Genomic DNA, 25,406 nt, shown 5'->3' with positions numbered 1-25,406 from the left:
AGCCAACGATTTGCGCCGAGTCGTCAACAGGGATGGCAGACTTGGGGATGAACCCGGAATGTCGGTTTCGCGAGGATCGGGCGACTCGCCATATCCCGGCGAGTCACGTCGTGGGTCTTTGTGTGGATGACCTTGGGAGTTTCGGGCATGAATCGCGGATGCCGTCACATCTCCACAACGGGTTCGTCATGGAACTCCCCATGGGGACATGTTGCCGGCGTGTTGTGGGATAGCGGGAACGGACTTGCGGCGGCAGGTGTTTAAGGCGAGTTATCTGCCCATGGGCCGCGAATCTCCCACAGGCTTGTGACCAGCTTTCATTTCCATCTGGTGTCGGACGCCACCGGCGAAACGATCCTGTCGGTGGCCCATGCCGCCGTGGCGCAGTTCGAGGATGTCGAGTCGATCGAACACGTCTGGGCGCTGGTCCGTTCGGAGCGCCAGATGAATCGTGTTCTGGCCGCAATCGAAGCCAATCCCGGGGTGGTGATCTACACCATGGTCGATCCGGCCAGGCGCGATCAGCTCCTGCTCGGCTGCCAGCGCATCGGTGTGCCCTGCGTGCCGGTGCTCGATCCCGTGCTCGGCGTGCTGTCGGGTTATCTCGGCCAGCCGGTGAAAGGGCAGCCCGGCGGCCAGCACGCGCTGGATGCCGAGTATTTCGCCCGGGTCGACGCGATCCAGTTCGTCCTGCGCCATGACGACGGTCAATCACCCCACGACATTGAGGACGCTGACGTGATCGTGGTTGGCGTCTCGCGCACGTCGAAGACGCCGACCTGCTTCTATCTTGCCAACCGCGGGCTCAAGGCTGCGAACGTGCCGATCGTGCCCGGTGTCGATCCGCCCGAGGAGCTGCTCGAGGCCAGCAAGCCGTTGATCGTGGCGCTTTACCAGAGTGCCGACCGGCTGGTGCAGATCCGCAGGAACCGCATGACCATGCTGCAGCAGGACGGCGAGAGCGACTACATCGAACCCCAGGCCGTGCGCCGCGAGCTGGCCCATGCCCGCCGGCTCTACGAAAGGCACGGCTGGCCCGTGATCGACGTGACCCGCCGTTCGATCGAGGAATCTGCGGCCGCCATCCTGCAGCTCTACCAGGAACGCTTCGGGGCCCTGCCATGACAGGCCCCCGTCTCATCCTTGCCTCGCGCAGCGGCGGTCGGCGACAGATGCTGGAGAACGCCGGTGTGGTCTTCGAGGTCGATGCGGCCAACATCGACGAGGATGCAGTCAGGGACTCGCTGAAGGCCGAAGGTGCGCCGGTCGAACAGGTCGCCGAAACCCTGGCCGAACTGAAGGCGCGGCGGGTGAGTGCACGCCAGCCCGGCGCTCTCGTGCTGGGCGCCGACCAGATGCTCGAGTGTGAAGGCCGCTGGTACGACAAACCCGAGAGCGTTGCGGTCGCTCGCGATCATCTGCTGTCCCTCGCCGGGCGGACCCATCGTCTGATCTCCTCGGTCGTTCTGCTGCGTGACGAGGCACGGCTATGGCATGAAACGGCGGTTGCCGCGATGACGATGCGGCCGTTTACCGACGGCTTTCTCGATTCCTACCTCGAGGCGGTCGGCGACAGGGTGTGCACCAGTGTCGGTTGTTATCAGGTCGAGGGTCCGGGCCTTCAGCTCTTCCACCGGATCGACGGCGACCACTTCACCATCGTCGGGTTGCCGCTGCTGCCGGTGCTCGACCAACTGCGCGTTCAGGGAGTGCTGCCGTCATGACAATCTCGGGCAAGGCGCTGGTTGCGGGTGTGATGGGCTGGCCGGTGAGCCATTCCCGCTCGCCCCGGTTGCACGGTTTCTGGCTCGAGGCCTACGGCATCGACGGCGCCTATGTCCCGCTGTCCGTTGCACCCGAAGATTTCGAGCAGGCCCTGCGCGCCCTGCCGTCGCTCGGCCTGCGGGGCTGCAACGTGACGCTGCCGCACAAGGAACAGACGCTGGCGCTGGCCGATGAGGCCGACGAGGGCGCCCGCCGGATCGGTGCCGGCAACACCGTCGTCGTCACCGACGAGGGTGCCATCAGGGTGACCAACACCGATGCCTTCGGCTTTCTCGAGAATCTGGAACAACGGGCGCCCGCCTGGCCAGTGGACCGGCCCGCCGTCGTACTCGGTGCCGGCGGTGCGAGCCGCGCGGTCATCGTCGGTCTGCTCGAAGCGGGCGTGCGTGAGCTCCGTCTCGCCAATCGCACCGCCGAACGGGCCGAGGGCCTGGCCGACGAATTCGGCGAGGCCGTTGTCGCCGTGGCCTGGGACGAGCGCGACCAGGCGCTCGACGGTGCGGGGCTCGTCGTCAACACGACCCGGCTCGGCATGACGGGCCAACCGCCGCTCGGGATCGCGCTCGATCCGCTCGGCGACGATGCGGTCGTCTGCGATCTCGTCTACGCCCCGCTCAAGACCGATCTTCTGCATCGATCCGCGGCGCGCCACCTGCGCACGGTCGATGGTTTGGGCATGTTGCTGCATCAGGCCCGTCCCGGCTTTGCCGCCTGGTTCGGCCGCGAACCCGAGGTCACAGGTGCCCTCTACGCCTATGTCGCCGAGGGATTGTAACCGCTGGCTGATGCCAGCGCGGCACTGCTCCCGGATGCCGTTGAGGTCGTCCGGTCGGTCAGTCGGATGTCCCGGTCATGGCGTGCGTCTGTGCGATGACGTAAAGAGCGGGCATGTTCGTGCTCGGTCTCACCGGATCCATCGGCATGGGTAAGTCGACCGTGGCGGCGATGTTTGCCCGCCGCGGCGCGCAGGTGCACGACGCCGATACGGCCGTCCACAGACTCTACGGACCCGGTGGCGCGGCGGTGCCCGTTGTGGCCGCGATGTTTCCCGATGCTATCGTGGGCAGCGGGCGCAATGCGCGGATCGACAGGGTGAAGCTCGGCGCTGCGGCGCTCGGCGACAAGGCGGCCCTGGCGGCTCTGGAAGCCGCGGTGCATCCGTTGGTCGGTGCCGCGCGTGACCGGTTTCTGCGCTGGGCATGCCGACGCGGCACGCGCCTTGTCATCGTGGATGTCCCCCTGCTGTTCGAGACCGGGGGTGAGCGCAACGTCGATGCCACCTGCGTGGTCAGCGCGCCCGCCTTCATCCAGACCCACAGGGTTCTGCGCCGACCCGGGATGACCGCCGACAAACTGGCCTCGATTCGCCGCCGGCAGATGCCCGATGCGGAGAAACGACGCAAAGCCGACTACATCGTGCCGACGGGTCTTTCCAGGGGGCTGACATGGCGTTCCGTCGGTATCATCGCGCGCGACCTGGGGACAAGACACGGCCAAATCTGGCCGCCGCGCTGATCGGCGTTCCGTCCGCGTCTCGCCTGACGGTGTCCGATCGTGTAGTCTGTCGGCTTCTGCCCGCCGGATGCCATGCGCGAAGTCGTTCTCGATACCGAGACCACCGGTCTCGACTTGGGGGCCGGTCACCGGTTGGTTGAAATCGGCTGTGTCGAGCTGGTCAACCTTATCCCGACCGGTAAAACGTGGCAGACCTATCTCAATCCGCAACGCGGGAACGAACGCGAGGCCTACAATGTGCATGGCCTCTCCGATGGGTACCTGGCGAGGCAGCCGCTGTTTCGCGACAAGGCTCAGGATCTGCTCGATTTCCTCGCTGACAGCCGGCTCGTCATCCACAACGCCGAGTTCGATCTGACCTTCCTCAACAATGAACTCCGCATGGAGGGCATGGAGCCGATCAGCGGCGAGCGCGTGACCTGTTCGCTGGAGCTGGCGCGCAAGATCTATCCCGGACAGGCCAACAGCCTGGACGCCCTGATGAAGCGCCTTGGGGTCGATGACTCGGCACGGACCCGCCATGGCGCGTTGCTCGATGCCGAGCTTCTGGCCCAAGTCTATCTCGAACTGAAGGGTGGTCGGCAGGCGGACTTTGCCTTTGCCAACCAGGCGCGCGCGCCCGGATACGGGTCAAGGGATGCATCGCGCCCCCGTGTTCGACGCGAACCGCGTTCTCATGAGGCGACACCAGAGGAAAAAGCTCGTCACAAGGCCTACCTCCACAAGAATGTCCCCAATTCGATCTGGTTCCGGGACAAGTTCGCCCACCTTATGCGCTGATCCAGGCTCGGAACGGCGTCGTTGCCCTGCTCGTTGACGCGGACGGCTTTCACGGTGTCGCTCATGGCAGCAGCACGGTCGAGCCCGTGGTCTTGCGACCCTCGAGGTCGCGATGGGCCCGTTCGGTCTCGACCAGCGGGTAGGTCTGGTTGACGTTGATGCCGACCTTGCCCGATCCGACCATGTCGAACAGCCGCGCGCCCGAAAGCTCCAGCTCGTCGCGGGTCGCGATGTAGTTGGCGAGGCTGGGCCGCGTGTAGAACAGCGAACCCCCCTGGGCCAGACGCGCGGGGTTGAGGCTGGTGACCGGCCCCGAGGACTGGCCGAACGAAACCATCATGCCGCGCGGGCTGAGCGATGCGAGTGAGGCCTCGAACGTATCGGCACCGATCGAGTCGTAAACCGCGGGCACGCCCTTGCCGTCCGTGATCTCCTTGACGCGTTCGGCAATATCCTCGCGCGCGCTGACGATCGGATGGTCGCAGCCATGTCTGGCGGCGAGCGCGGCCTTCTCGTCGGTCGAGACCGTGCCGATCACGGTGACGCCAAGCGCCTTGGCCCACTGGCAGGCGATCAGCCCGACGCCCCCGGCCGCCGCATGGAACAGGATGGTCTGGCCCGCTTCGACCGGAAAGGTGCGGTGCAGAAGGTACTCCACCGTCATGCCCTTCAGCATCATCGCTGCCGCCGTCTGGTCGTCGACCGTATCCGGTATCTTGACGACCCTGGCCGCCTGGATCGTGCGCTCGGTGCTGTAGGCGCCGGCGGTCATCGGATAGGCCACCCGGTCACCGTCGGCCAGCCCGTCGACGCCGTCCCCGACCGCCTCGACGACACCGGCCGCCTCCATGCCGAGCGTCGCCGGCAGGGACATCGGATAGAGCCCGGAGCGCTGATAGGTGTCGATGAAGTTGAGCCCGACCGCGGTGTGCCGGATGCGGATCTCGCCTGTCCCCGGCGCGCCGACCTCGGCCTCCTCGATCCTGAGCACCTCCGGCCCGCCGGTCTCATGAATGCGTACTGCTGTCCCCATCTCTGGCCTCCCCTGTCTGTTGCTGCCATTCTGCTGTGACTGGATGCGACGGACTGCTGGTATGGTCGCTCGTAAAAATAACGTGAAAATAAAAGGATGTGAGATAAGGATATATGAACAACACGATAACCTATGCACGGTATCACCGTGGATCCCGGACAAACCGGGGGGAGCGAAGTATGTCGACGAACGCAATGATGTTCCTTCAGTCCGCGGGGGAGCGAAGGCTTCCCGAAGAAGGTCGGCGACATGACCGTATCACCGTGGACCCCGAAAAAATGGGCGGCACGCCCTGCATTCGCGGGATGCGCATGCCCGTTGCCACCGTCGTAGGTATGGTGGCGGAGGGAATGACAACCGGGGATATCCTCGGTGATCACCCCGATCTGGAGGCAGAGGACATCCGACAGGCTCTTCGGTTCGCGGCTCATGCGGTCGATTATCGTGAGATTCCGATGGTGTCCCATTGAGGTTTCTCGTCGATCAGGCGCTGTCCCACAGGCTCGCCGATCGGCTGAAGAGCAGCTGAAGAGCAATGGCCACGATGCCGTCCATGTCAGGGATTTGGGTCTTTCCGAGGCGTCCGATCCGCAGATCGTTGATCGGGCGATCTAGGACGATCGGATCATCGTTTCTTGCGACATGGACTTCGGGACACTTCTGATGACGTCGCGTTAAGTCCGGAAAGCCCTCGTTCATCCTGTTTCGCGGCGAGAAGTCGAGGCGTCCGGAGCATCAGGCCGAGGCAATCGTGCGTCACCTTGGCGAGATTGAACCGGACCTGGATTGCGGGTCGATCGTCGTCTTCGACGGTTGTCGTGTGCGTATTCGGTCACTGGCCGGACGTTGAGGAGAGGAGCACCGCGAGCCCTGAGGAGTCCGTCACCGGCAGCGAGCAGACCGGGCCTTCGCAGACATAGGCGGTCGCTCGGCCGTCAACCTGGTCCTTGCCGGTCGCCGGATGGCCGTCGGGCAGGGCTTCGTCGGGTGCGATGACGGTGACGACCGTGTCCATGCGGCCGGCGCGCCAGACCTCGGCGAGGAGCGCGTCGGTGGTGGCGTCGCCGCGTTCGCCGACGATGACAATCTGCAAGGCCCGGTTGAGAAGATCGAGATTGAGGAGGATGACGGCGTGAGCCATGGGGTTCTGCGCCGCGTCCTGGCTGAAGGTCGCCGCGATGGCCTCGGCACGGTCGCGGCAGGCGGTCTCGCCGGTCAGGTGCCAGAGCCGCGCCAGGACACCGATCATCGTTCCATTGCCTGACGGTGTGGCATTGTCGAGCGCGCTCTTGGTGCGCACGATCAGGGCCTCGGCATGGTCGGCGGTGAAGAAGTAGCCACCGCCCTCGTCGTCCCAGTAGTGGGCATCGGCGACTGCAACCCAGGCGCGAGCGCGTTCGATCAGGCTGCGCTCGCCCGTGACCTCGTAGAGCGCCAGGGCGGCGTCGGCCATGTGGCTGTAGTCGTCGAGCAGGGCGACATCCAGAACCTTGCCGTCGCGCGCGCTGTGCCTGAGACGGTCGCCGTCTGACATGGTCGTCGCGATGTGATCGAAGGCGCGACGGGCCCTGGCGACCCACTCCGGCCGTTCGAAGGCCGCGCCGGCACGGGTCAGTGCACGGATCATCAGGCCGTTCCAGTCGGCGAGCACCTTGTCGTCGAGGCCGGGGCGCGGGCGGGACGCGCGAATATGGAGCAGCCTGGCGCGCAGCACGGCCAGCCGGGCCTCGGTCTCCGGCTCCGGCTCGCCGGTGGCGAGGCGGTTGAGGATGGTCTTCTCTTCCCAGTTGCCGTCGGGCGTGACCCCATAATGGTGTTTGAAGAGGGTCGCACCGTCGCCCAGGGCCGCGTCGATCTGCTCCTCGGTCCAGACGTAGAAGGCGCCTTCCTCGCTGTGGCCGGTCCCGTCGTCGGAATCGGCATCGAGGCTGGAGCAGAAGGCACCGTCGGCCGTCGTCATCTCGCGTTCGAGCCATCCGACGGTCTCGGCAACACGGCGGCGGTAGAGGTCGTGGCCGGTGCCGAGCCAGAGCCTCGTGTAATGCTCGATGAGCTGGCTGTTGTCATAGAGCATCTTCTCGAAATGCGGCACGAGCCAGATCTGATCGACCGAGTAACGCGCCCAGCCGCCGCCGAGATGGTCATAGATGCCGCCTTCGGCCATGGCGTCGGCCGAGACCAGGACGGCACGACCGAAGCTGTCGCCCGCACCCTTGCGGTGGGCGCGCCACAAGAGGTCGAGGTCGGGCACATGCGGGAACTTCGGCGCCTGGCCGATGCCGCCGTAGCGCATGTCGACGGCCTGCATCAGCTGTTCGGCCACCCGGTCGGCGATGTCCCCGGCCAGCGCGGTACCGGGCTGCTTGACCGAGAGCCCGGTCAGGGCCTTCTGCAGGGCCAGGCGGTTCCGGTCGATCCTGTCCTTGCCGTTGTGGAAGGTGTCTTCGACTGCCACCAGCACGTCGGCGAAGCCGGGCCGGCCGTACTTCGCTGTGCCGGGGAAGTAGGTGCCGCCCCAGAAGGGTTCGCCATCGGGCGTCAGGAACATGGTGAGCGGCCAGCCACCCTGCAGGCCGAGGAGCTGCAGGGCCGTCTGGTAGATCGTGTCGATGTCGGGCCGTTCCTCGCGGTCGACCTTGATGTTGACGAAGAGCGCGTTCATCACGCTGGCGATCGCGTCACGTTCGAAGCTCTCGTGTGCCATCACGTGACACCAGTGGCAGGCGGCGTAACCCACCGAGAGCAGGATCGGCTTGTCCTCGGCCCTGGCATGGGCCAGGACGTCGGCGCGCCAGGGCTGCCAGTGGACCGGATTGTCCCGGTGCTGCACCAGATAGGGGCTGGTTTCCCGGTCGAGATTGTTGCGCTGAAAATCCATCGCGGAGACCGCCGAACGTGGTAGACTGAAGGGAAGGCATCGGTAACGTGGCGGCGTTGAGAACCAATCTCAACCCCAGGATCGGTGGGGGGTATACCATGAAGGTCAGGATCGAGATCGACTGCACACCCGAGGAGGCCCGCGCCTTTCTCGGCATGCCGGATGTCCGTCCTTTCCAGGAGGAGATCATGGCCGGTCTCAAGGCCCGCATGACCGAGGCGGCAGCCGGGTTCGATCCCGAGGCGGCGCTCAAGGCGTGGATGGGCACCTCGACGGACGGCATGGACCAGATGATGCGATTCTGGCGCCAGATGACCGAAGCCGGGGGCAAAGACCGGTCCTGACCACGATGTTTCACGTGAAACATCCGTCGTCGTATCCATCGTTGTGACCATCTTCGCCCTCTCGACGGCACCGGGACGGGCCGCCGTTGCGGTGATCCGTGTCTCCGGTCCTGCTGCCGGTGAGGCAATCGGCGTGTTGACGGGAACGGGCTTGCCCGCACCGCGCCGCGCCGTTCTTCGATCCCTTGTGGACCCGCAGGATGGTGCCGTGCTGGACTCTGGCCTCGTGCTGTGGTGTCCCGCGCCGGCCAGCCAGTCCGGTGAGGACATGGCGGAATTTCACGTGCACGGCGGCCGCGCTGTGATCGCGGGCGTCATGGCTGTCCTGGCGCGCCTGCCGGGCATGCGGCCCGCCGAACCCGGTGAATTCACGCGCCGGGCCGTGCTCAACGGCAGGATCGATCTGACCGCCGCCGAGGCGGTCGCGGATCTGGTGGAGGCCGACACCGCACGGCAGCGCGATCAGGCGCTCGGCCAGTTGGCGGGCGGTTTGGAGCAGGTCTACGATGGCTGGTGCGATCGTCTGGTCGCCCTGATGGCGCGCCTGGAAGCCGTGATCGATTTTGCCGACGACGACCTGCCCGACGACGTTCTCGCGGGGTTCGCCGGTGATGTGGCTGACCTGCGGGCCGCGATGGCGGGTCATCTGGGCGATGAATCCCGGGCGGAGCGGCTGCGCGAGGGATTGCGGGTCGTGATCCTGGGTGCGCCCAATGTGGGAAAATCCAGTCTTCTGAACCAACTGGCCCGGCGGGATGCCGCGATCGTGTCGGACGAGGCCGGCACCACGCGGGATGTCGTCGAGGTCATGATGGATGTGGCCGGATTCCCCGTGGTTCTGGCCGATACCGCAGGCTTGCGCGAGGACGCGGGAGCGATCGAGGCCGAGGGTATGCGACGGGCACGGAGCCGTGCGGAGGCGGCCGATCTGGCGCTTCTGGTGGCCGATGCCGCCGATTGGGACGCGACCTGGCCGGCTGTGGAACCCCATGCTGGCGACGGCGCGCTGATCGTGGCGAACAAGAGCGATCTCGGGATCACCCCGGACTCCGGGGCGATCCCGATCAGTGCGCGGACCGGGCAGGGGATCGATACCCTGCTCGATGCCATGGCCGCGCGGTTCGAGGCGGCCTGGACCGGCCACAGCGCCGGTCCGACACGCCGGCGGCACAGGGCGCATGTCGAACAGGCTCTGGCAGCGCTCGATCGGGTCGATCCCGGTGCGGAGGCGGCCCTCGCCGCCGAGGAGCTGCGTCTGGCGGCCACGGCGTTGGGACGGATTACCGGGCGCGTCGATGTGGAGGACCTGCTCGATGTCATCTTTTCCGGGTTCTGTATCGGCAAGTAGGCCACGGCATGGCCACAGCATGGTGTTTCACGTGAAACATCCCCGGATCGTGCTTTGATCCCGAGGCCTGGACGCCTTACATATCGCGCCATGACGGCAGCCATGGAATACGATGCCATGGAATATGATGTGATCGTGGTCGGCGGCGGCCACGCCGGAACGGAGGCGGCTGCGGCTGCGGCCCGTTGCGGTGCCGTGACCCTGCTTGTCACCCAGAAGGCCGCGACGATCGGGGCCATGTCGTGCAATCCTGCCATCGGCGGGCTCGGCAAGGGCCATCTGGTGCGCGAGATCGATGCCCTGGATGGTGTCATGGCGCGCGCCATCGACCGGGCCGGCATCCAGTTCCGCATGCTCAATGCCAGCAGGGGCCCTGCGGTGCGCGGTCCCCGGGCCCAGGCCGATCGGCTGCTCTACGCTGCAGCGGTCCGGGACCTGCTTGCCGAACAGACCGGCCTGACGATCCTCGAGGGTGAGGCCGACGATGTCGTGCTCGACGGGACCGACGCCGTCGCGGGCCTTCGTCTGACCGACGGGCGGCGGATTCCGTGCCGTGCGGCGGTTGTGACGACCGGGACGTTCCTGCGCGGCATGGTCCACATGGGCCAGAGGACCTGGCCCGCCGGGCGCATCGGCGATGCACCGGCGGTGGGCCTCGCGTTGACGCTCGAACGGCTCGGGTTTGCCCTCGGCCGTCTCAAGACGGGAACCCCGCCGCGCCTTGATGGCCGGACCATCGACCGCGAGACCTGCACCGTGCAGCCCGGCGACGATCCGCCGGTCCCGTTTTCCTGGATGACCGAGCGCATCGCGGTGCCGCAGATCCCCTGCCACATTACCCGGACGACCGAGGCGAGCCACGCCATCATTCGCGCCAATCTCGCCCGCGCGCCGATCTTCTCCGGCCAGCTCGACGGCCCGGGCCCGCGCTACTGCCCGTCGATCGAGGACAAGGTCGTCCGCTTTGCCGAAAAGCCCGATCATCAGATCTTCCTTGAGCCCGAGGGTCTGGAGACCGACACGGTCTATCCCAACGGCCTCTCGACATCCTTGCCGTGCGACGTGCAGGCCGCCGTTGTGGCCTCGATCCCCGGCCTCGAGAACGCCGTGATCGAGCAGCACGGTTATGCCATCGCCTATGACTTTGTCGATCCGCGCGAACTCGGGCATACGCTGGAAACGCGCCGGGTGCCGGGGTTGTTCCTGGCCGGCCAGATCAACGGCACCACGGGTTACGAGGAGGCCGGAGGGCAGGGGCTTGTGGCGGGGATCAACGCGGCGCGCCGGGCCGGGGGCGGAGATTCCGTGACCTTCGACCGGGCCGAAGCCTATCTCGGCGTCATGATCGACGATCTCGTGACCCGCGGCACCGCGGAGCCCTATCGCATGTTCACGAGCCGCGCCGAATACCGTCTCATGTTGCGTGCCGACAACGCCGACCTGCGCCTGACCCCGCGCGGGCTCGCCATCGGATGTGTCGGCGCCGGTCGCCGGGCGATGTTTGTGGCCCGGGAGGCCGAGGTCGCCCGGGCCCTGGCGCGGGCCGCCGCGCTGTCGGCCACGCCGCAGAATGCGGCTGCCGCAGGCCTCAGGGTCAACAGCGACGGCCGCCGCCGCAGCCTGATCGATCTCTTCGCCTGTCCCGGTGCGACACGTGAGACCCTGGCGACGCTCTGGCCCGAGATTGCGACCTGGCCCGGCCACGCCCTCGAGCAGGTCGAGATTGCAGGGCGTTATGCCGGTTATGTCGGGCGCATGGAGGCCGACATTGCGACCTTCCGCCGTGACGAGGCGCTGGTGCTGCCGTCCGATCTCGATCTCGATGCGGTGGGCGGTCTCTCGAACGAGATGCGCGAGAAGCTCGCCGCGTCGCGGCCCGCCACCCTGGGCCAGGCGGCGCGCATTCCCGGCGTCACGCCGGCGGCACTCCAGGCGCTGATTGCCCACGTCCGGCGGCGGGCCGCATGAACGCGGACGCGGTCTGCGCCCGGATCGGTGTTTCACGTGAAACACGGGAACGTCTTGAGGCCTATGTCGCGACGCTGCTCGACTGGCAGACACGCATCAACCTTGTCGGGCGCAACACGATCGGGGACATCTGGCATCGCCACATCCTCGACTGTGCCCAGATTGCCCGCTTCGTGCCGCCGTCCTGCCGGCGGCTGGTCGACATCGGCTCCGGTGCGGGTCTGCCGGGTGTCATCCTGGCCATTCTGGGCGTCCGGGGTGTCGAGCTGATCGAGAGCGATCGGAAGAAGGCGGCGTTTCTCCATGCCGCGGCCGGTGCGGCGGGGGTGACACCGGTCATACACACCGCCCGGGCGCAGGCTCTGCCGGCCGAAGCGGCCGATGTGGTGACCGCCCGTGCCGTGGCTCCGCTTGAGCGCCTGGTTCCGATGGTCGCCCGCTTCATGGCCGAAGGGAGCCTTGCGATCCTGCCCAAGGGCGCTGCGCTGGACGACGAGCTCAAGGCCGCCGCACAGCTGTGGCACATGTGGTACAGCCGTCAGCCCAGTGTCACACAGCCAGGGAGTTCTCTTCTCTTGATCGACCGATTGTATTATGATGGGCACAGGTAACACAATATGTGGGAATGACATGGGGACGACAGAGCGACTCGCCCGGGAATACGGGTATGACAGCACATGTCGGATCGTCGCGGTGGCGAATCAGAAAGGCGGCGTCGGCAAGACCACGACGGCGATCAATCTTGCCACGGCGCTGACCGCGGTCGGTCGTCGCGTGCTGATCGTCGATGCCGATTCGCAGGGCAACGCGAGCACCGGACTCGGTATCGCACCGTCTGACAGGCATCGGACAACCTACGATCTTCTGACCGACGGACCGGTCACGCCGATGACGACGGCGGTCCCGAACCTGGAGATCGTTCCGGCCACGGTCGACCTCTCCGGTGCCGAGATCGAGCTGGTCAATGCGCCCGACCGGCAAGACCGGATGAAGAATGCGCTGGCCGACATGGCCCGGGGCTACGATCTCGTCCTGATCGATTGTCCGCCTGCGCTCGGCCTGCTGACGCTCAACGCGCTCGTCGCGGCCGATGAGGTTCTCGTGCCGCTGCAGTGCGAGTTCTTCGCCCTGGAGGGCCTCTCGCTGCTGCTCAACACGGTCGAGCGGGTGCGGGCGGCCTACAACCCCGCCCTCCGGGTCTCGGGCATCGTGCTCACGATGTTCGACAAGCGGAATCGACTGAGCCGTGAGGTCGTCGCAGATGTGCGCAACGTCATGGGCGAGACGGTCTATGACACGGTCATCCCGCGCAATGTTCGTGTCAGTGAAGCGCCGTCCTACGGCAAGCCTGCGATGTTGCATGCTTTTCATAGCGCGGGCGCTCAGGCTTATGTGCATCTTGCGGGTGAACTGCTACGCCGTGAGCGTGCGCAGGCAACCCTCGGGCGAGGCGCGGCGCGATGAGCGGGACACGGGGACTGGGCCGTGGCCTCTCCGCGCTGATCGGCGAACCGACGCCGACCGCACGAACGGACGCCGTCGCCACCGACGGCCTGCGCACGCTGCCGATCGGTCACCTGCGGCCGGGACGCTTTCAGCCGCGGACCCGCTTCGACGAGCGCGAGCTCGACAATCTCGCCGCCAGCCTGACCGCAAGCGGCATGATGCAGCCCATCGTGGCGCGACCGGTTCCGGGCGAGCACAACGCCTATGAGATCGTGGCGGGCGAGCGCCGCTGGCGGGCGGCCCAGAAGGCGCGGCTCCATGACGTCCCGGTCATCGTGCGCAAGCTCAGCGACCGCGAGGTGCTGGAACTCGGCCTGATCGAGAACCTGCAGCGCCAGGACCTGGGTCCGCTTGAGGAGGCCGCCGGCTACGAACGCCTGCGCAAGGAGTTCGCGCTGACCCAGATGGACATCGCCACCATGGTCGGCAGGAGCCGGGCCCATGTCGCCAACATGGTGCGCCTGCTCGGCCTGCCCCCGGCGGTGCGCAGGTTGCTCGACCTCGGCAGGATTTCCGCCGGTCACGGTCGTGCGCTGCTGGCATCCCCGGACCCCGAGGCCCTTGCGGGCGAGATCGTCACCGGGGGCCTCTCCGTGCGTGAGACCGAATCGCGGGCCGGCGCTTGCGCACCAACGAAATCGCGCAGCGGGCGGACCCGGCAGCTGTCCGGGCCGCAAAGCGCCGACATCAGGGATCTGGAGCACCGTCTTGCCGAGGCCACCGGCCTCAGGGTCGAGGTCCTCCCGAAGGGCGAGAAGGGCAAGCTGGTTCTGAACTATGCCAACCTCAAGCAGCTTGATGAGGTCATCGCGCGGCTTGAGGCCCCGCCGCGACCGAGGCCGGTGCGGACCTGAAAACCTCAGAGCGGATCGTATTCGGTTGGAGCCGCTTGCGGCTCCAACCGAATGCGTGAATCCGCTCTGCATCTTGAAGATCCGAAGCGGATCGTATTCGGTTGAAAGTGCTTGCGGCTCCAACCGGATTGATTCAATCCGAACGGGATCGGCTCTGGCGGCCCGCGCCCGCGCGCGCCGCGCGGGCAAGATCGTGGAGGGCGCGGCGACAGATGGTCTCCGCCGGTATGCCTGTCGACTTGCAGCGGATTTCCGCTTCCGTGAGATGACCGAGCGCCCGCCAGGCGCGGTCCGATGACCAGCACCGACCGGCAGTCTTGAGCGCATCCCTAGCCCGGAAGTGGAAGACCCTGGCGGCCTTCGCCGCGTCCTCGTCGCCGGCACCGCGATCCCGGAGCGCAAGGTAGAGCTGGACCTGGGTCATGAAACGGCGCACCGCACCGAGAATCGTGACCGGGTTCTCCCGGTCGGCAAGCGCGCGTTCGAGGCTGCGCTCGAGATCGTCCATGCGGCCCGACCCCACGGCATGTGCGATGCGATCATGGGACAGGAAGGAGCTGTCCGCGACGACCGCCTCGACATCCGCGAGGCTGGCCCTGCCGCCCTCGCCGACATAAAGCGCCAGCTTGGCGGCCTCGTTCCGCGTCTGCCGCCGATCTCCGCCGAGATAGCAAACCATCAACGCCAGCGCCTCGCGCTCGGCTTCGACCCCGTGCGCGGCCAACTCCTGCGCGACCACGCTCCCGATATCGCGACCCTCGTCCCGATAGCAGGCGACGGCCGCACCCTCCGGCGACCTCTCAAGCAGGCCGCGCAGCCTCGAACGATTCTGAAGCTCGCCGGCCTCGAGCACGACCAGCGTGTCGCCGGTCGGCCGGGCCAGCAGGGCGGCGATCGTATCGGCCAGCCTGTCGCCCGCACCCTTCACCCGCACGGCGCGCCGCCCTCCGGTCAGCGCAATCGCCCCGGCCTCGTCGATCAGAAGCGCCGGATCGGCTGCCGCCGCATCCCCGGCCAGTTCGGCCACCGCGAACGGATCGGCGGGGTCCTCGACTGCGGCGGCGACAAGCGCGTCCGCGCGTTCCCGCACCATGCCGGTGTCGGCACCGTGGACCAGCACCACGCGAACCTTCGGGCCGGGGTCCCGGCAGAAGGCGTCGGCCTGGCGGTTGGCGATCTTCATGCGATCGCGGACCTCAGGCGTCCCTGTTCCGGACGAAATGGAGCGCGAGCAGGTTGGCGATCGTGTTCGAGAGATCGCGCGCGACCTCCCTGGCCGTGTTCTCCTCGGCAACGAGGGTCGCATACTCGGACTCGACCACGTCATAGCTGCCCGAGGCATGTGCCGTGCCGTCGTGGAGCACCTCCTCGGTCTGCGAATCCCTGAGCACGAAGGTCGCCCGCAGGGACAGGTTGTAACGCGTGACCGTGTCGTTGGTCTGGACCTGCAGCGCCGCCGTCGACCGCTCGATGTCGATTGCCAGCGTGTAACGCTCCGCCTGCCGGCCCACGCCGGCCGTGAGGCGATCGATCAGCTCGTTGCGCAGAATCTGGCCGATCCGCCGCTCCCTGCCCTCGCCGATCCCGGCGACGCGGATGGCGGCGAGATTCCGCGCCACCGCGTTTTCGGCGTGGGGCCGCGCATGGATCGGCTCGAAGCCGCAGCCCGGCAGCACCGCCATGCCGCCACCGGCAAGCAGGAGGAGGGCGCTTCGCCGGTCCCTGCGCATCGTCTCAGCCGACCACGATGTTGATGATCTTGTTCGGCACGACGATCACCTTGCGCACCGTCCTGTCACCGATTGCGCGCTGCACATTGTCATCGCCGAGGGCCGCCGCCTCGACACTGTCGTTGGCGGCGTCGCGCGGCATGTCGCGCCGCGCCCGCAGCCTGCCGTTGACCTGCACGGCGATGGTCACGGTCTCTTCGGCCACGAGTGACGGATCGGCCTCGGGCCAGGCTGTGTCGGCCAGCAGGGTCCCGTGACCCAGGGCCTGCCACATGTCCTCGCCGAGATGCGGCATCATCGGACCGACGAGGCAGATCAGCGTTTCCAGCGCCTCGCGCTGGGCCCACCGATCCGCCTCGCCCGCGGGCGAGAACGCGCCGACGGCGTTGGCAAGTTCGTGGATCCGGGCCACCGACCGGTTGAAGTGGAAGGCCTCGATATCGCCGGTGACGCCATCGATCGCGCGATGCACCGCCTGCCGCAGCGCCTTCGCGCGCCCGGAAAACGCCGCCGGCGCGGCTGTGCCCGGCCCGGGCAGCCCATCGGTCGCATCCCGCACCAGGCGCGCGATGCGCTGGACAAAACGATGCGCCCCGGCAATGCCTGCGTCGGTCCATTCGAGATCGCGCTCGGGCGGCGAATCCGAGAGCATGAACCAGCGTGCCGTGTCCGCGCCGAAGTCCTCGATGATGCGCTCGGGATCGACGACGTTCTTCCTGGATTTCGACATCTTCTCCGGGCGGCCGACCGTCACCCCGGCCCCGCCGTCGATCAGCGTCACCGAGCCGTCCTCGCCGCGCACCACCTCGTCGGGCCGGTAGTAGTCCCGAACCTCGCCGTTGCGGATGCCGTAGGTCTCGTGGATCACCATGCCCTGGGTGAAGAGACCGTCGAAGGGCTCGTCCATGTCGAGATAGCCGCATTGTCGCAGGGCGCGGGTGAAAAAACGCGCGTAGAGCAGATGCAGAACCGCATGTTCGATGCCGCCGATGTACTGATCGACCGGCATCCAGTAGGCCACCGCCTCCCGGTCCATCGGCGCGTCGTCACGCGGCGAGCAGAAGCGCAGGAAGTACCAGCTGGAATCGACAAAGGTGTCGAGCGTATCGGTGTCGCGCTGCGCGGCGGTGCCGCAGACCGGACACGCGACGTGCTTCCAGGTCGGGTGGCGATCGAGGGGATTGCCGGGCCTGTCGAAGCTGACATCGTCGGGCAGCCGAACCGGCAGGTCGCATTCGGGCACCGGTACGATGCCGCAGTCCGGACAGTGCACGACCGGGATCGGGCAACCCCAGTAGCGCTGACGCGAGACGCCCCAGTCGCGCAGACGAAAATTGACCGTGCGGTCGCCATGGCCCTCCGCCTCAAGGCGTGACGCCACCTCCTCCCTGGCGGCGTCGACCGTCATGCCGTCGAGAAAGTCGGAATTCGCCAGCAGACCGTCGCCCTTGTAGGCCTCGGTGCCGACATGGAAGGCCCCGGGGTCTTCGCCCCGTGGCACGACGACGGGTATGACCCTGAGCCCGTATCGCCTGGCGAAGTCGAGATCGCGCTGGTCGTGCGCCGGGCAGCCGAAGATCGCGCCGGAGCCGTATTCCATGAGCACGAAGTTGGCGACAAAGACGGGCAGTTCACGGCCGTCGAACGGATGGATCGCCTTGAGCCCGGTGTCGTAGCCCTTCTTTTCGGCGCGTTCGATGACCTCCTCGCTGGTGCCCATGCGGCTGCACGCGGCGACGAACGCGGCGAGACCCGGATCGTTCGCCGCCAGCGCGGCGCTGAGCGGGTGCTCCGGCGAGAGCGCCATGAAGCTCGCGCCGAAGATGGTGTCGTGCCGGGTCGTGAAGACCTCAAGCCGTTCGTCGCGGTCCCTGAGCGCAAAGCGCATGCGCAGGCCCTCGGATCGCCCGATCCAGTTGGTCTGCATCAGGCGCACCTTGTCGGGCCAGCGGTTCAGCCCGGCGAGCGCATCGGCAAGCTCGTCGGCGAACGCGGTGATCCTGAAAACCCATTGCTTCAGCTGACGTTTTTCAACCGGTGCGCCCGAGCGCCAACCCTTGCCGTCGATCACCTGCTCGTTCGCCAGGACGGTCCGGTCGACCGGATCCCAGTTGACCCAGGCCTCGCGCCGGTCGACCAGGCCGGCCTGCATGAAGTCGAGAAAGAGCCTCTGCTGATGGCGATAATACCCGGGATGGCACGAGGCGATCTCGCGCGACCAGTCGAGCGACAGGCCCATGGACTGAAGCTGGCGGCGCATCGTGGCGATGTTCCCGCGGGTCCAGTCGCCCGGATGCACGCCCTCGGCCATGGCGGCGTTCTCGGCCGGCAGGCCGAAGGCGTCCCAGCCCATGGGATGCAGCACGTTGAAGCCGCGGGCGCGCTTGTAGCGTGCCACGAGGTCGCCCATGGCGTAGTTGCGCACATGGCCCATGTGAATACGCCCGCTGGGATAGGGAAACATCTCCAGCACATAGGCCTTGGGTTTGCTGCGGTCATCCGACGCGCGGAAGGTGCCGCGCTCCTCCCAGATCCTGCGCCAGCGCGCCTCGGCCTCACGGAAATTGTAGCGTTCGCGTGCCATCTCCTGCATCGATGCATCTTGCGTCAAGGTTGGCCGGAAAACGGACGGCCACAAAGATTCGCGCTGCGCGGCGGGGCTCTACTGACCCAGATACGCGATGCGCATCTGCCGGGCCCGTGTGAGTATAGCATCCTCAAGCGCTCTTGCGGTCTCCTCGACCACGGCCGTTTCGTACCACACGCCGTCGGCACTGCGAAGCTGCCGGTTGACCTGGACCCTCACGCCATCGGCCCTCAGGCGCGTATCGAGAATGTAGACCGTGACCTTGAACCGCTCGCCCGCTGTCTCCGGCGGCGTGTACCAGTCGTAAATCACGATCCCGCCCAGCGGGTCGGCAGAAAGGGGCGGCAGGAAGGCCAGGGTATCGAGCGAGGCGCGCCACAGAAACGCGTTGACGCCCAGGCCGCCGCCGCCATCCTCCGCCCGGCCTCTGTCGAACAGGTTGCTGATGCCGCCCGGGCCGAAGACCGTCTGCCGGTTCGGGTCGTCGATATCGGGCTCGGACCGGCCCTCGGGCGTGCGGATGGTGTCCTCGACACCGTCATAGCTGATGTTGTCGCAGGCGGCGAGCGCCACCGCCACGGTCAGAACGGTCAGGATGCGACGACCGCCCGCCGTGCGCAGCGGGGAAACGCCAGTGTCGATCGGGGAGTCGGTCGGGGAGTCGGTCAGGGAACGGTCGATCAAGGGACGGGCAACCTCATGCTGATGCCGGCGTGCTGTGCCGACCTCCGCACAGCTTGGCGCAGGCCGGGTTCGCAGGCAAGAACATCTGCAAGAACATCCTGCGTCGACATGCTTGCGTCAAGACCCGCGTCAAGACCGGCGTCACGCCTGTCCTGTGTCGTTTCCGTAACAGCCGGTGCCGGGCACATGAGGCATTTATGCAACAGTTCCCCCGAAACGCGACAACCGGCACAACCCGGGCCTTGCCCATGGCAGGGTCCCTTTGTTACACACCCTGTCCAAGGCAGCAAATGTTGTCCCGCGCCGAAGCCTCATGGGAAAGCCCCGCTTCATGGAAAAACCCCATGATCTGCTTCGGTCCGGATCCGAAACAGTCTCCAGAGTCACCCTTATAGGAGGTTTACCTAATGAAAAAGACACTTCTCGGCACCACGGCCCTTGTCTCCGCCGGCCTGGTCGCGCAGAACGCGCAGGCGGCCGATCCCATCGAACTCAGCATCGGCGGTTTCCAGACTTGGGGTTTCTACACGACCGATGTCGACGATTCCGCTAAGACCGACCCCGGCTTCGGCACGGACAACCACGATCTGTTCTACAGCGGTGAGCTCCTGTTCAGTGGCAAGACCGTCCTCGACAATGGCCTCGAGGTCGGCCTCCGCTTCGAGCTCGAGGGCGAAACCTCCGGCGACCAGCTCGACGAGACCTACGTCTATGTCGAGGGTGCCTTCGGCACGCTGCGGATCGGCAACGACGATGACGTTGCCGCCCAGCTGGGCACGGCCGCACCCTATCTGAGCTATATCTTCGGTGCCAACTCGCCGACGGTGTTCGCCAACGGTATCAGCAACTTCATGAGCCGTAGCGTCGAAGGTGCGGTAGCAGCCAATCCGGGGTTCACAGCCCCGGCTGGTGGCCTCACTATCGACAAGGTTACGACCAATGCTGCTAATGGGGCGATGAGGGAACTGACTGTCACCGTTCCCGAAGATACCGTCGTCGTTCCCGCCACTCCCGCAAAAGCTGGCGCGACTCCTGGCGGTGCACTGAAAAGTCGTTTCGCCGCCGGTGCGACATCGACCCTCTCGACCTTTGCGGCCTACGGCGGTGACCGGGGCAGGATCATGTACTTCACGCCGGTCTTCAACGGCTTCCAGTTCGGTGTCTCGTATTCGCCCAATGCCGGTGAGACCGGGAACGGCGGTACCTACGAACTGCCCGAGGACACCGATACCGCCTCCGTGTCGGTCGCTGGCAATTACAACGGCCAGCTCGGCGATGTCGGCGTGACGTTTTCGGCTGGCTACGTGAATATCGATGCCGACAACGGTAACGACACGGTCATGTGGAACACGGGCCTGTCGCTGTCGATGGACAACTGGAGCATCGGCGGGTCCTACCAGGACGTGTCGGACCAGGGTAACGTTGAGGGGACCGACAGCCAGACCTTCGATGTCGGTGTCAGCTACACCTCCGACGGACCCTGGGCGGTCGGCATCTACTGGCTGAACGCGGAAGTCGATTACGCTAAGGGCAACCTGCATGCCGACCGCGGCGTGACCGACGAGTTCGACATCTATCGCCTGCAGGGTCGATACACTCTCGGCCCGGGCATCAACCTGCATGGCGCGGTTGGCCTGGACACCATCGACGACGGCGTGATCAACACCGACTACGACTCGACATTCGTCGGTGGCGCTCTCGCGGTCAGCTTCTGACCCGACGGTGCATGGTCACGGAAGAGGGGCGACCTTCGGGCCGCCCCTTTTTCCGTGGCGTCCCGACGCCGCCGGGGATGCTCCGGGTTCCCTGACCGACGGTTCCTGAACGCCATGGGCAGGATCGTCTGGCTGGCCAGCTACCCCAAGTCCGGCAACACCTGGATGCGGGCTTTCCTGCATCACCTCTTCCGCAATCCCTCGCGCCCCCTGCCGCTCAACGCGCTCGGCGGCGGAGGGCTGACGACATCGGAATCGAAGCCCGACCTCTACGCGGCCCTCGACTCCAGACCGCTTGCCGATATCCCCCGGGAGGAGCGCGACCGCCTGCGCCTGCGCGTGCACGCGGCGATTGCCGGTTCGGTTCCGGGCAACATCTTCTGCAAGACCCATGCCTCGGTGCTCATGCTGCGCAACTGCGAAACGATCGACATGAGCGTGTCGGCGGGCGCAATCTGCATGGTTCGCAACCCGCTCGACGTGGCAATCTCCTTCGCCGACTTTCAGGGCATCGGAATCGATGCGGCGATCTCGGCCATGGGCACCCGGAACTTCGAGCTGCGCGACGCCGCCGGCATCGACCACCCGCTCGGCAGCTGGTCGCAGAATGTCGAAAGCTGGACCGGGCGGCCCAACCCCGCGCTCCATGCCGTCCGCTACGAGGACATGCTGGCCGATGCCCGCAAGGCCTTCGGCGCGGTAGCCCGCTTCCTCGGCCTCGCCGCCACCCCGTCGCGCATCGGCAAGGCGGTCACGTTCTCGTCGTTCCGGGAACTGCGCCGGCAGGAAGACAGGACGGGCTTCAACGAACGCTCGCCCGCGCAGGAGCGCTTCTTCCGCAGCGGCACCGCCGGCGGCTGGCGCGCCACCCTGACCGACGACCAGGTTGCGCGGATCGTCGGCGACCATCGCGAACAGATGACCCGCTTCGGCTACGTGCCGGACGGCTGCTAGGCCCATCGTGGGCAGGATCGTCTGGCTCGCGAGTTACCCCAAATCGGGCAACACCTGGATGCGTGCCTTCCTGTTCAATGTCATCGGGGGCACGGACAAACCCGCCGACATCAACCGGATGACAGGCACCTTCAGCCGGAGCGATTCCGCAATCGGCTGGTTCCGCATCCTCCGCAGGACACCGCCGCAATCCTGGACGGCCCGCGAGATCGCGGCGATGCGGCCCAGGGTGCAGGAAATGATCGCCAACGGCCAGTCGGCAACGATCTTCTGCAAGACCCACAGCGCCCTGATCCGCCACCACGGCGCACCGACCGTCAACAGGGCGGTCAGCGCGGGCGCGATCTACATCCTGCGCAACCCGCTCGATGTGGTCCTGTCGTTTGCCGACTTCATGGACGTCACGGTGGATGCGGCCATCGGCTTCATGGCAACGCCGGGCTTCATGACCGGGATGGGCGAGGGCCATGTCCCGGTGCCGCTCGACACATGGTCGCGCAATGTCGAAAGCTGGACCGCCGGTCACGGTCAGGGTCACGGTCAGAGTCACGCTCGCGGCCTCCACACCGTGCGCTACGAGGACATGCTGGCCGATCCGCGCAGGACCTTCCGCGCCGTGACGCGCTTTCTCGATCTCGATGTCACCGCCGAACGCCTCGATACCGCCATCGGCAACGCATCCTTCAGGCAGCTCAGGAAGCAGGAACGGCAACACGGCTTCAACGAACGCTCGCAGCATCAGGATGCCTTCTTCCGCAAGGGCACCGCCGGCCACTGGCGCGACCACCTGACCGAAGCCCAGATTGCCCGCATCTGCAACGACCACCGTGCCCAGATGAAACGTTTCGATTACCTTCCCGACGGCTTCCAGGACATACCCCGTTCGGATTGATGCCGCGCCCGCCCCACACCCCCGACGACCCGGCGGCGAAGACCCGATCCGCAACAACGCGCCCCCATCTCCCTCCCCTGTCACTTGCAGCCACAGAATCATCCGGTGCACCCCATGGGAATCCCCGTGTTCGCTTGACATTGATTTTCCGATTGACATCAGGAGGAAGACCCTCATAAACTGCGAACCGGTTGATGACTGGAGGGGTATCCAGATGTTGATCGCACGCTTCGCAGCATATGCCGCAGCCTGGACCGTTGCCGCCGTCACGCTTTCGGCGTGCGATACTGCCAACCAGAACTCGATCTTCAGAACCACGTCATCGAGCGACGAGCAGGTTATCCTGCTCGACGCCAAGCAACGTGCGGTCCTCACGCAGACCGTGAAGGAGAAGGTCTCCGACAACACGTACAGGCGAGACATTGTTCGCGCCTGCGCCGAACCGAGTCCGGATGTCTTTTCCGTTCTGAGTACTGCGTTTTCCGCCAGCGCCGAGCTCGGCGACGACCGTTCAGCCGAGCTCGCCAACGCGATCAACGAAGCCGGCTCCAACATCGGCCTGCGCACCCAGACAATCCAGGTCCTTCGCGACATGATGTAACGACTCTGCGAGCGGTACTTCAGCGGCGCGATCGATGATAAACAGTTTCGTCAGCAGGCAGCCCGCGACCAGCGCCTGATCGCCTCAGTCCTCGCCATTGAACAGCTGACCGGTGCCGTCATCCCCGCACCCGTGACCATCTATAGCTCGGCCCAGGTCGACGCTGGCGAGAACCTCCAGGCGGCACAGAAGCGGCTCGATGAAGCAAGGGAGACCAACAGAAGCCTTCAAGACAAAGCTGACGAGGCCGCCAAGGCCGCCAAAACAGCAGCTGATGACATGAAAGAGGCCGCCGAAGCGGCCGCCAAAGCGGCGAGAGCGGAAGCCGACGAGGCCGCCGCCAATGTTGCAGCACTGGAAAAGAACCGTGACGCGGCCCGAAGCGCCGCCGCAACCGGCAAAGCAGGCGGTCTGCAAGGCGAAGTCACCTACAAGACAACCATCGACAAGGACACGGCACAGACGATCAGCAACGCCGTCGTCAGGATTGTAACGCTTGTCTTTGAGGATGACGAAGTAGAACGACGGTGCATTGATGTTATTCCAGATGAGCCTGAGACAAGTAAGGCTAAGGCAGGTGAGCCTGAGACAATTTCAAAGTTCTGTGAAGGCTATCTGATTCGCAAACTCGTACAAGATCAGATATTGCAGGAACGTATACTTGACTCAAGTATCGATCCAGGTGTGGCAAAAATTCGTGCAAGCCGGGGCCAATATGGCAATGCCATGCTCATTCTCCTTGAGAGTGAGCCACAACTCTCAGTGGAGCTTTATGATTGGATAATATCGAACGGATACAAGGACTTTGAAGTCGCGGATTTTCTTGACAGTCCTGATATCAGCGATGGAGAAAAGAAAGCTGCATTTGATTATCTGGTCAATCTGATGACACCTAGGGAGATGAACAATGAACAACAAACAGAGTAAACCACTGCAGGATCACGCCGCTGTTTGCGCGCATCTGCTTACTCTGAATAGTCTCTTCGTTGATCATAGGGTGCAAAAAATCACAATCAGCCGTCAAACGGGCGGGTGGGTCGTAAAAGCACATTACGAGACCCCGCCCCAGAGCGGGACCGATTGAATCGGAATCGTGTCCCGGCGATGGCCTCCCGGAGCAGCGCCTTGAGCCTGGAGAACGTCATCCCGATGGGTTGACGTCCGGGCTTTGGGGCGGCAGGCAAATCTGTATCGAAAGACCCGGAGCCCGCCCCGTGCGCCGACCGGACGTCCCCGATCGCATCGACGACCCGGCGGCGAAGGTCCAGTCCGTAGCAACGCCCCATGCTTGCTTCCCGTGTCACTTTGGGAGTACAGAATCATGGGGTGGAACCCATGGGGATCCCCGTGTTCGCTTGGGATCGGGAGGAAGACCCTCTGGGGCGCGCCATGGGCCGGATTGTCTGGATTGCGAGCTACCCGAAGTCGGGCAACACGTGGACCCGTGCCTTTCTGCACAACCTCTTTCGCGATCCCGCATCGTCCTGGGACATCAACAGGATGCTGCTGCTGTCGTCGAACGAGGCGGCAATCGCCCACTATACCGCGCTCGATCCACGGCCCTGGACGGAATGGAGCCATGACGATGTTGCGGCCATGCGCCCCCGGGTGCATCGCAACATCGCGGCCTCGAAGCCGCACACGGTGTTCTGCAAGACCCATGTCCATGTCGGCCATGTCCGCGGCTTTCCGACGATCAACGTCGAGGTCACGGCGGGTGCCGTCTATCTCCTGCGCAATCCGCTCGATGTGGTGGAGTCCTACGCCCTTCATCAGGGTCTCACACTCGACCGGACGGTCGAGATGATGACGATGGAGAACTTCGAGACACCGAACTCCGAAAGCCATGTCAACGAGCCGATGGGAAGCTGGTCCCAGCATGTCGAGAGCTGGACGGGCCGACCCAGCCCGGGGCTTCACATCATGCGCTACGAGGACATGCTGGCCCGGCCATTGAAGGCGTTCGGCGATCTCGTGACATTCCTGCAGCTGAAAACGCCCCGGGACCGCATCGCGCGTGCGGTGAAGAACTCCGGGTTCAGGGTGCTGCAACACCAGGAGCAGAAATACGGCTTCTATGAGAAGACGCCTGCCCAGGATCGCTTCTTCCGCTCGGGCAAGGCCGGCGGCTGGAAGGACGTGCTGAGCGACGACCAGGTCGCGGCCATCTGCGATGCCAACCGCGAGCAGATGGCGCGCTTCGGCTACCTGCCGGAGCGGTACGCGTGAGAC

General features: G+C 65.7%; 25 protein-coding genes. 19 read left to right on the top strand and 6 right to left on the bottom strand.

The window, feature by feature from the left end:
• Positions 1-306: 306 nt before the first annotated feature.
• The 5 genes from GDA49_09690 to dnaQ all read left to right on the top strand — a co-directional run bounded on the left by GDA49_09690 (position 307) and on the right by dnaQ (position 4,080).
• A complete protein-coding gene (locus tag GDA49_09690; protein MBC6440657.1) occupies positions 307-1,125 on the top strand; it encodes a kinase/pyrophosphorylase in 819 nt (272 codons plus the stop codon).
• A complete protein-coding gene (locus GDA49_09685; protein MBC6440656.1) occupies positions 1,122-1,724 on the top strand; it encodes a Maf family protein in 603 nt (200 codons plus the stop codon). Before GDA49_09690 ends, GDA49_09685 begins: the two co-directional genes overlap by 4 nt.
• Positions 1,721-2,560, top strand: coding sequence for a shikimate dehydrogenase (locus tag GDA49_09680; protein ID MBC6440655.1), 840 nt, complete (start codon positions 1,721-1,723; stop codon positions 2,558-2,560). Before GDA49_09685 ends, GDA49_09680 begins: the two co-directional genes overlap by 4 nt.
• A gap of 113 nt (positions 2,561-2,673) precedes the next feature.
• Positions 2,674-3,300, top strand: a complete 627-nt coding sequence (coaE, locus tag GDA49_09675; GenBank protein MBC6440654.1) for a dephospho-CoA kinase — start codon at positions 2,674-2,676, stop codon at positions 3,298-3,300.
• A gap of 72 nt (positions 3,301-3,372) precedes the next feature.
• Positions 3,373-4,080 carry a DNA polymerase III subunit epsilon gene (gene dnaQ / locus GDA49_09670; GenBank protein ID MBC6440653.1) on the top strand — a complete coding sequence of 236 codons (708 nt, stop codon included), beginning with the start codon at positions 3,373-3,375 and terminating at the stop codon, positions 4,078-4,080.
• 61 nt (positions 4,081-4,141) lie between these two features.
• On the opposite strand, the gene GDA49_09665 is transcribed toward dnaQ, so the two are convergent.
• Positions 4,142-5,113: a quinone oxidoreductase gene (locus GDA49_09665; GenBank protein MBC6440652.1), complete on the bottom strand. Its 972-nt coding sequence runs from the start codon at positions 5,111-5,113 to the stop codon at positions 4,142-4,144.
• A 197-nt stretch (positions 5,114-5,310) separates the two neighbouring features.
• On the opposite strand from GDA49_09665, the gene GDA49_09660 reads away from it, so the two are divergent.
• The gene (locus tag GDA49_09660; protein ID MBC6440651.1) at positions 5,311-5,583 is read left to right on the top strand and encodes a DUF433 domain-containing protein; all 273 of its coding nucleotides are present in this window, start codon (positions 5,311-5,313) and stop codon (positions 5,581-5,583) included.
• Entirely contained in the window at positions 5,543-5,728 is a 186-nt protein-coding gene (locus GDA49_09655) for a DUF5615 family PIN-like protein (GenBank protein MBC6440650.1), read from the top strand. The genes GDA49_09660 and GDA49_09655 overlap by 41 nt, the downstream gene beginning before the upstream one ends.
• Positions 5,729-5,945: 217 nt before the next feature.
• On the opposite strand, the gene GDA49_09650 is transcribed toward GDA49_09655, so the two are convergent.
• Positions 5,946-7,991 carry a thioredoxin domain-containing protein gene (locus GDA49_09650; GenBank protein ID MBC6440649.1) on the bottom strand — a complete coding sequence of 682 codons (2,046 nt, stop codon included), beginning with the start codon at positions 7,989-7,991 and terminating at the stop codon, positions 5,946-5,948.
• Between the two features lie 98 nt (positions 7,992-8,089).
• Here GDA49_09650 and GDA49_09645 point away from each other — a divergent pair, with 98 nt between their 5' ends.
• From GDA49_09645 to GDA49_09620, 6 genes are all read left to right on the top strand, one after another.
• Entirely contained in the window at positions 8,090-8,335 is a 246-nt protein-coding gene (locus tag GDA49_09645; GenBank protein MBC6440648.1) for a hypothetical protein, read from the top strand.
• A gap of 37 nt (positions 8,336-8,372) precedes the next feature.
• Positions 8,373-9,683, top strand: coding sequence for a tRNA uridine-5-carboxymethylaminomethyl(34) synthesis GTPase MnmE (gene mnmE, locus GDA49_09640; GenBank protein MBC6440647.1), 1,311 nt, complete (start codon positions 8,373-8,375; stop codon positions 9,681-9,683).
• Positions 9,684-9,785: 102 nt separating this feature from the next.
• On the top strand, positions 9,786-11,651 hold the full coding sequence (gene mnmG, locus GDA49_09635) for a tRNA uridine-5-carboxymethylaminomethyl(34) synthesis enzyme MnmG (GenBank protein ID MBC6440646.1): 1,866 nt from the start codon (positions 9,786-9,788) through the stop codon (positions 11,649-11,651).
• Positions 11,648-12,262, top strand: a complete 615-nt coding sequence (rsmG, locus tag GDA49_09630) for a 16S rRNA (guanine(527)-N(7))-methyltransferase RsmG (GenBank protein ID MBC6440645.1) — start codon at positions 11,648-11,650, stop codon at positions 12,260-12,262. Before mnmG ends, rsmG begins: the two co-directional genes overlap by 4 nt.
• 19 nt (positions 12,263-12,281) lie before the next feature.
• A complete protein-coding gene (locus GDA49_09625) occupies positions 12,282-13,115 on the top strand; it encodes a ParA family protein (GenBank protein MBC6440644.1) in 834 nt (277 codons plus the stop codon).
• Complete coding sequence (locus GDA49_09620; GenBank protein ID MBC6440643.1) at positions 13,112-14,011, top strand: ParB/RepB/Spo0J family partition protein; 900 nt, start codon at positions 13,112-13,114, stop codon at positions 14,009-14,011. Before GDA49_09625 ends, GDA49_09620 begins: the two co-directional genes overlap by 4 nt.
• 133 nt (positions 14,012-14,144) lie before the next feature.
• On the opposite strand, the gene GDA49_09615 is transcribed toward GDA49_09620, so the two are convergent.
• The 4 genes from GDA49_09615 to GDA49_09600 form a co-directional block, all read right to left on the bottom strand.
• Positions 14,145-15,194: a DNA polymerase III subunit delta gene (locus GDA49_09615; protein ID MBC6440642.1), complete on the bottom strand. Its 1,050-nt coding sequence runs from the start codon at positions 15,192-15,194 to the stop codon at positions 14,145-14,147.
• A 13-nt stretch (positions 15,195-15,207) separates the two neighbouring features.
• Positions 15,208-15,741 carry a hypothetical protein gene (locus GDA49_09610; protein ID MBC6440641.1) on the bottom strand — a complete coding sequence of 178 codons (534 nt, stop codon included), beginning with the start codon at positions 15,739-15,741 and terminating at the stop codon, positions 15,208-15,210.
• 4 nt (positions 15,742-15,745) lie between these two features.
• Positions 15,746-18,325, bottom strand: coding sequence for a leucine--tRNA ligase (locus tag GDA49_09605; protein MBC6440640.1), 2,580 nt, complete (start codon positions 18,323-18,325; stop codon positions 15,746-15,748).
• Between the two features lie 78 nt (positions 18,326-18,403).
• Positions 18,404-18,949, bottom strand: coding sequence for a DUF3576 domain-containing protein (locus GDA49_09600; GenBank protein MBC6440639.1), 546 nt, complete (start codon positions 18,947-18,949; stop codon positions 18,404-18,406).
• 470 nt (positions 18,950-19,419) lie between these two features.
• Between GDA49_09600 and GDA49_09595 the strand changes: the two genes are divergently transcribed.
• From GDA49_09595 to GDA49_09570, 6 genes are all read left to right on the top strand, one after another.
• Complete coding sequence (locus GDA49_09595) at positions 19,420-20,727, top strand: porin (GenBank protein MBC6440638.1); 1,308 nt, start codon at positions 19,420-19,422, stop codon at positions 20,725-20,727.
• Between the two features lie 114 nt (positions 20,728-20,841).
• On the top strand, positions 20,842-21,681 hold the full coding sequence (locus GDA49_09590; GenBank protein MBC6440637.1) for a sulfotransferase domain-containing protein: 840 nt from the start codon (positions 20,842-20,844) through the stop codon (positions 21,679-21,681).
• A 7-nt stretch (positions 21,682-21,688) separates the two neighbouring features.
• Positions 21,689-22,573 (top strand): sulfotransferase domain-containing protein, encoded by an 885-nt coding sequence (locus GDA49_09585; GenBank protein MBC6440636.1) that lies wholly within the window; start codon positions 21,689-21,691, stop codon positions 22,571-22,573.
• Positions 22,574-22,787: 214 nt separating this feature from the next.
• Complete coding sequence (locus GDA49_09580) at positions 22,788-23,174, top strand: hypothetical protein (GenBank protein MBC6440635.1); 387 nt, start codon at positions 22,788-22,790, stop codon at positions 23,172-23,174.
• A 132-nt stretch (positions 23,175-23,306) separates the two neighbouring features.
• Complete coding sequence (locus GDA49_09575; protein MBC6440634.1) at positions 23,307-24,101, top strand: hypothetical protein; 795 nt, start codon at positions 23,307-23,309, stop codon at positions 24,099-24,101.
• 408 nt (positions 24,102-24,509) lie between these two features.
• Entirely contained in the window at positions 24,510-25,403 is an 894-nt protein-coding gene (locus GDA49_09570) for a sulfotransferase domain-containing protein (protein MBC6440633.1), read from the top strand.
• Positions 25,404-25,406: the final 3 nt, after the last annotated feature.

Source organism: Rhodospirillales bacterium, from assembly GCA_014323865.1.
GTDB lineage: Bacteria > Pseudomonadota > Alphaproteobacteria > SP197 > SP197 > SP197.
The sequence above is the reverse complement of the archived record's forward strand: the minus strand, read 5'-3'. Positions and strand labels throughout refer to the sequence as shown.

Bases quoted from the DNA above. Each gene is read 5' to 3' on its own strand.
- GDA49_09685 (MBC6440656.1), top strand. From the start codon at position 1,122: ATGACAGGCCCCCGTCTCATCCTTGCCTCGCGCAGCGGCGGTCGGCGA.
- GDA49_09680 (MBC6440655.1), top strand. From the start codon at position 1,721: ATGACAATCTCGGGCAAGGCGCTGGTTGCGGGTGTGATGGGCTGGCCG.
- coaE (MBC6440654.1), top strand. From the start codon at position 2,674: ATGTTCGTGCTCGGTCTCACCGGATCCATCGGCATGGGTAAGTCGACC.
- dnaQ (MBC6440653.1), top strand. From the start codon at position 3,373: ATGCGCGAAGTCGTTCTCGATACCGAGACCACCGGTCTCGACTTGGGG.
- GDA49_09665 (MBC6440652.1), bottom strand. From the start codon at position 5,113: ATGGGGACAGCAGTACGCATTCATGAGACCGGCGGGCCGGAGGTGCTC.
- GDA49_09660 (MBC6440651.1), top strand. From the start codon at position 5,311: ATGTTCCTTCAGTCCGCGGGGGAGCGAAGGCTTCCCGAAGAAGGTCGG.
- GDA49_09655 (MBC6440650.1), top strand. From the start codon at position 5,543: ATGCGGTCGATTATCGTGAGATTCCGATGGTGTCCCATTGAGGTTTCT.
- GDA49_09650 (MBC6440649.1), bottom strand. From the start codon at position 7,991: ATGGATTTTCAGCGCAACAATCTCGACCGGGAAACCAGCCCCTATCTG.
- GDA49_09645 (MBC6440648.1), top strand. From the start codon at position 8,090: ATGAAGGTCAGGATCGAGATCGACTGCACACCCGAGGAGGCCCGCGCC.
- mnmG (MBC6440646.1), top strand. From the start codon at position 9,786: ATGGAATACGATGCCATGGAATATGATGTGATCGTGGTCGGCGGCGGC.
- rsmG (MBC6440645.1), top strand. From the start codon at position 11,648: ATGAACGCGGACGCGGTCTGCGCCCGGATCGGTGTTTCACGTGAAACA.
- GDA49_09625 (MBC6440644.1), top strand. From the start codon at position 12,282: ATGGGGACGACAGAGCGACTCGCCCGGGAATACGGGTATGACAGCACA.
- GDA49_09620 (MBC6440643.1), top strand. From the start codon at position 13,112: ATGAGCGGGACACGGGGACTGGGCCGTGGCCTCTCCGCGCTGATCGGC.
- GDA49_09615 (MBC6440642.1), bottom strand. From the start codon at position 15,194: ATGAAGATCGCCAACCGCCAGGCCGACGCCTTCTGCCGGGACCCCGGC.
- GDA49_09610 (MBC6440641.1), bottom strand. From the start codon at position 15,741: ATGCGCAGGGACCGGCGAAGCGCCCTCCTCCTGCTTGCCGGTGGCGGC.
- GDA49_09605 (MBC6440640.1), bottom strand. From the start codon at position 18,325: ATGGCACGCGAACGCTACAATTTCCGTGAGGCCGAGGCGCGCTGGCGC.
- GDA49_09595 (MBC6440638.1), top strand. From the start codon at position 19,420: ATGAAAAAGACACTTCTCGGCACCACGGCCCTTGTCTCCGCCGGCCTG.
- GDA49_09590 (MBC6440637.1), top strand. From the start codon at position 20,842: ATGGGCAGGATCGTCTGGCTGGCCAGCTACCCCAAGTCCGGCAACACC.
- GDA49_09580 (MBC6440635.1), top strand. From the start codon at position 22,788: ATGTTGATCGCACGCTTCGCAGCATATGCCGCAGCCTGGACCGTTGCC.
- GDA49_09570 (MBC6440633.1), top strand. From the start codon at position 24,510: ATGGGGATCCCCGTGTTCGCTTGGGATCGGGAGGAAGACCCTCTGGGG.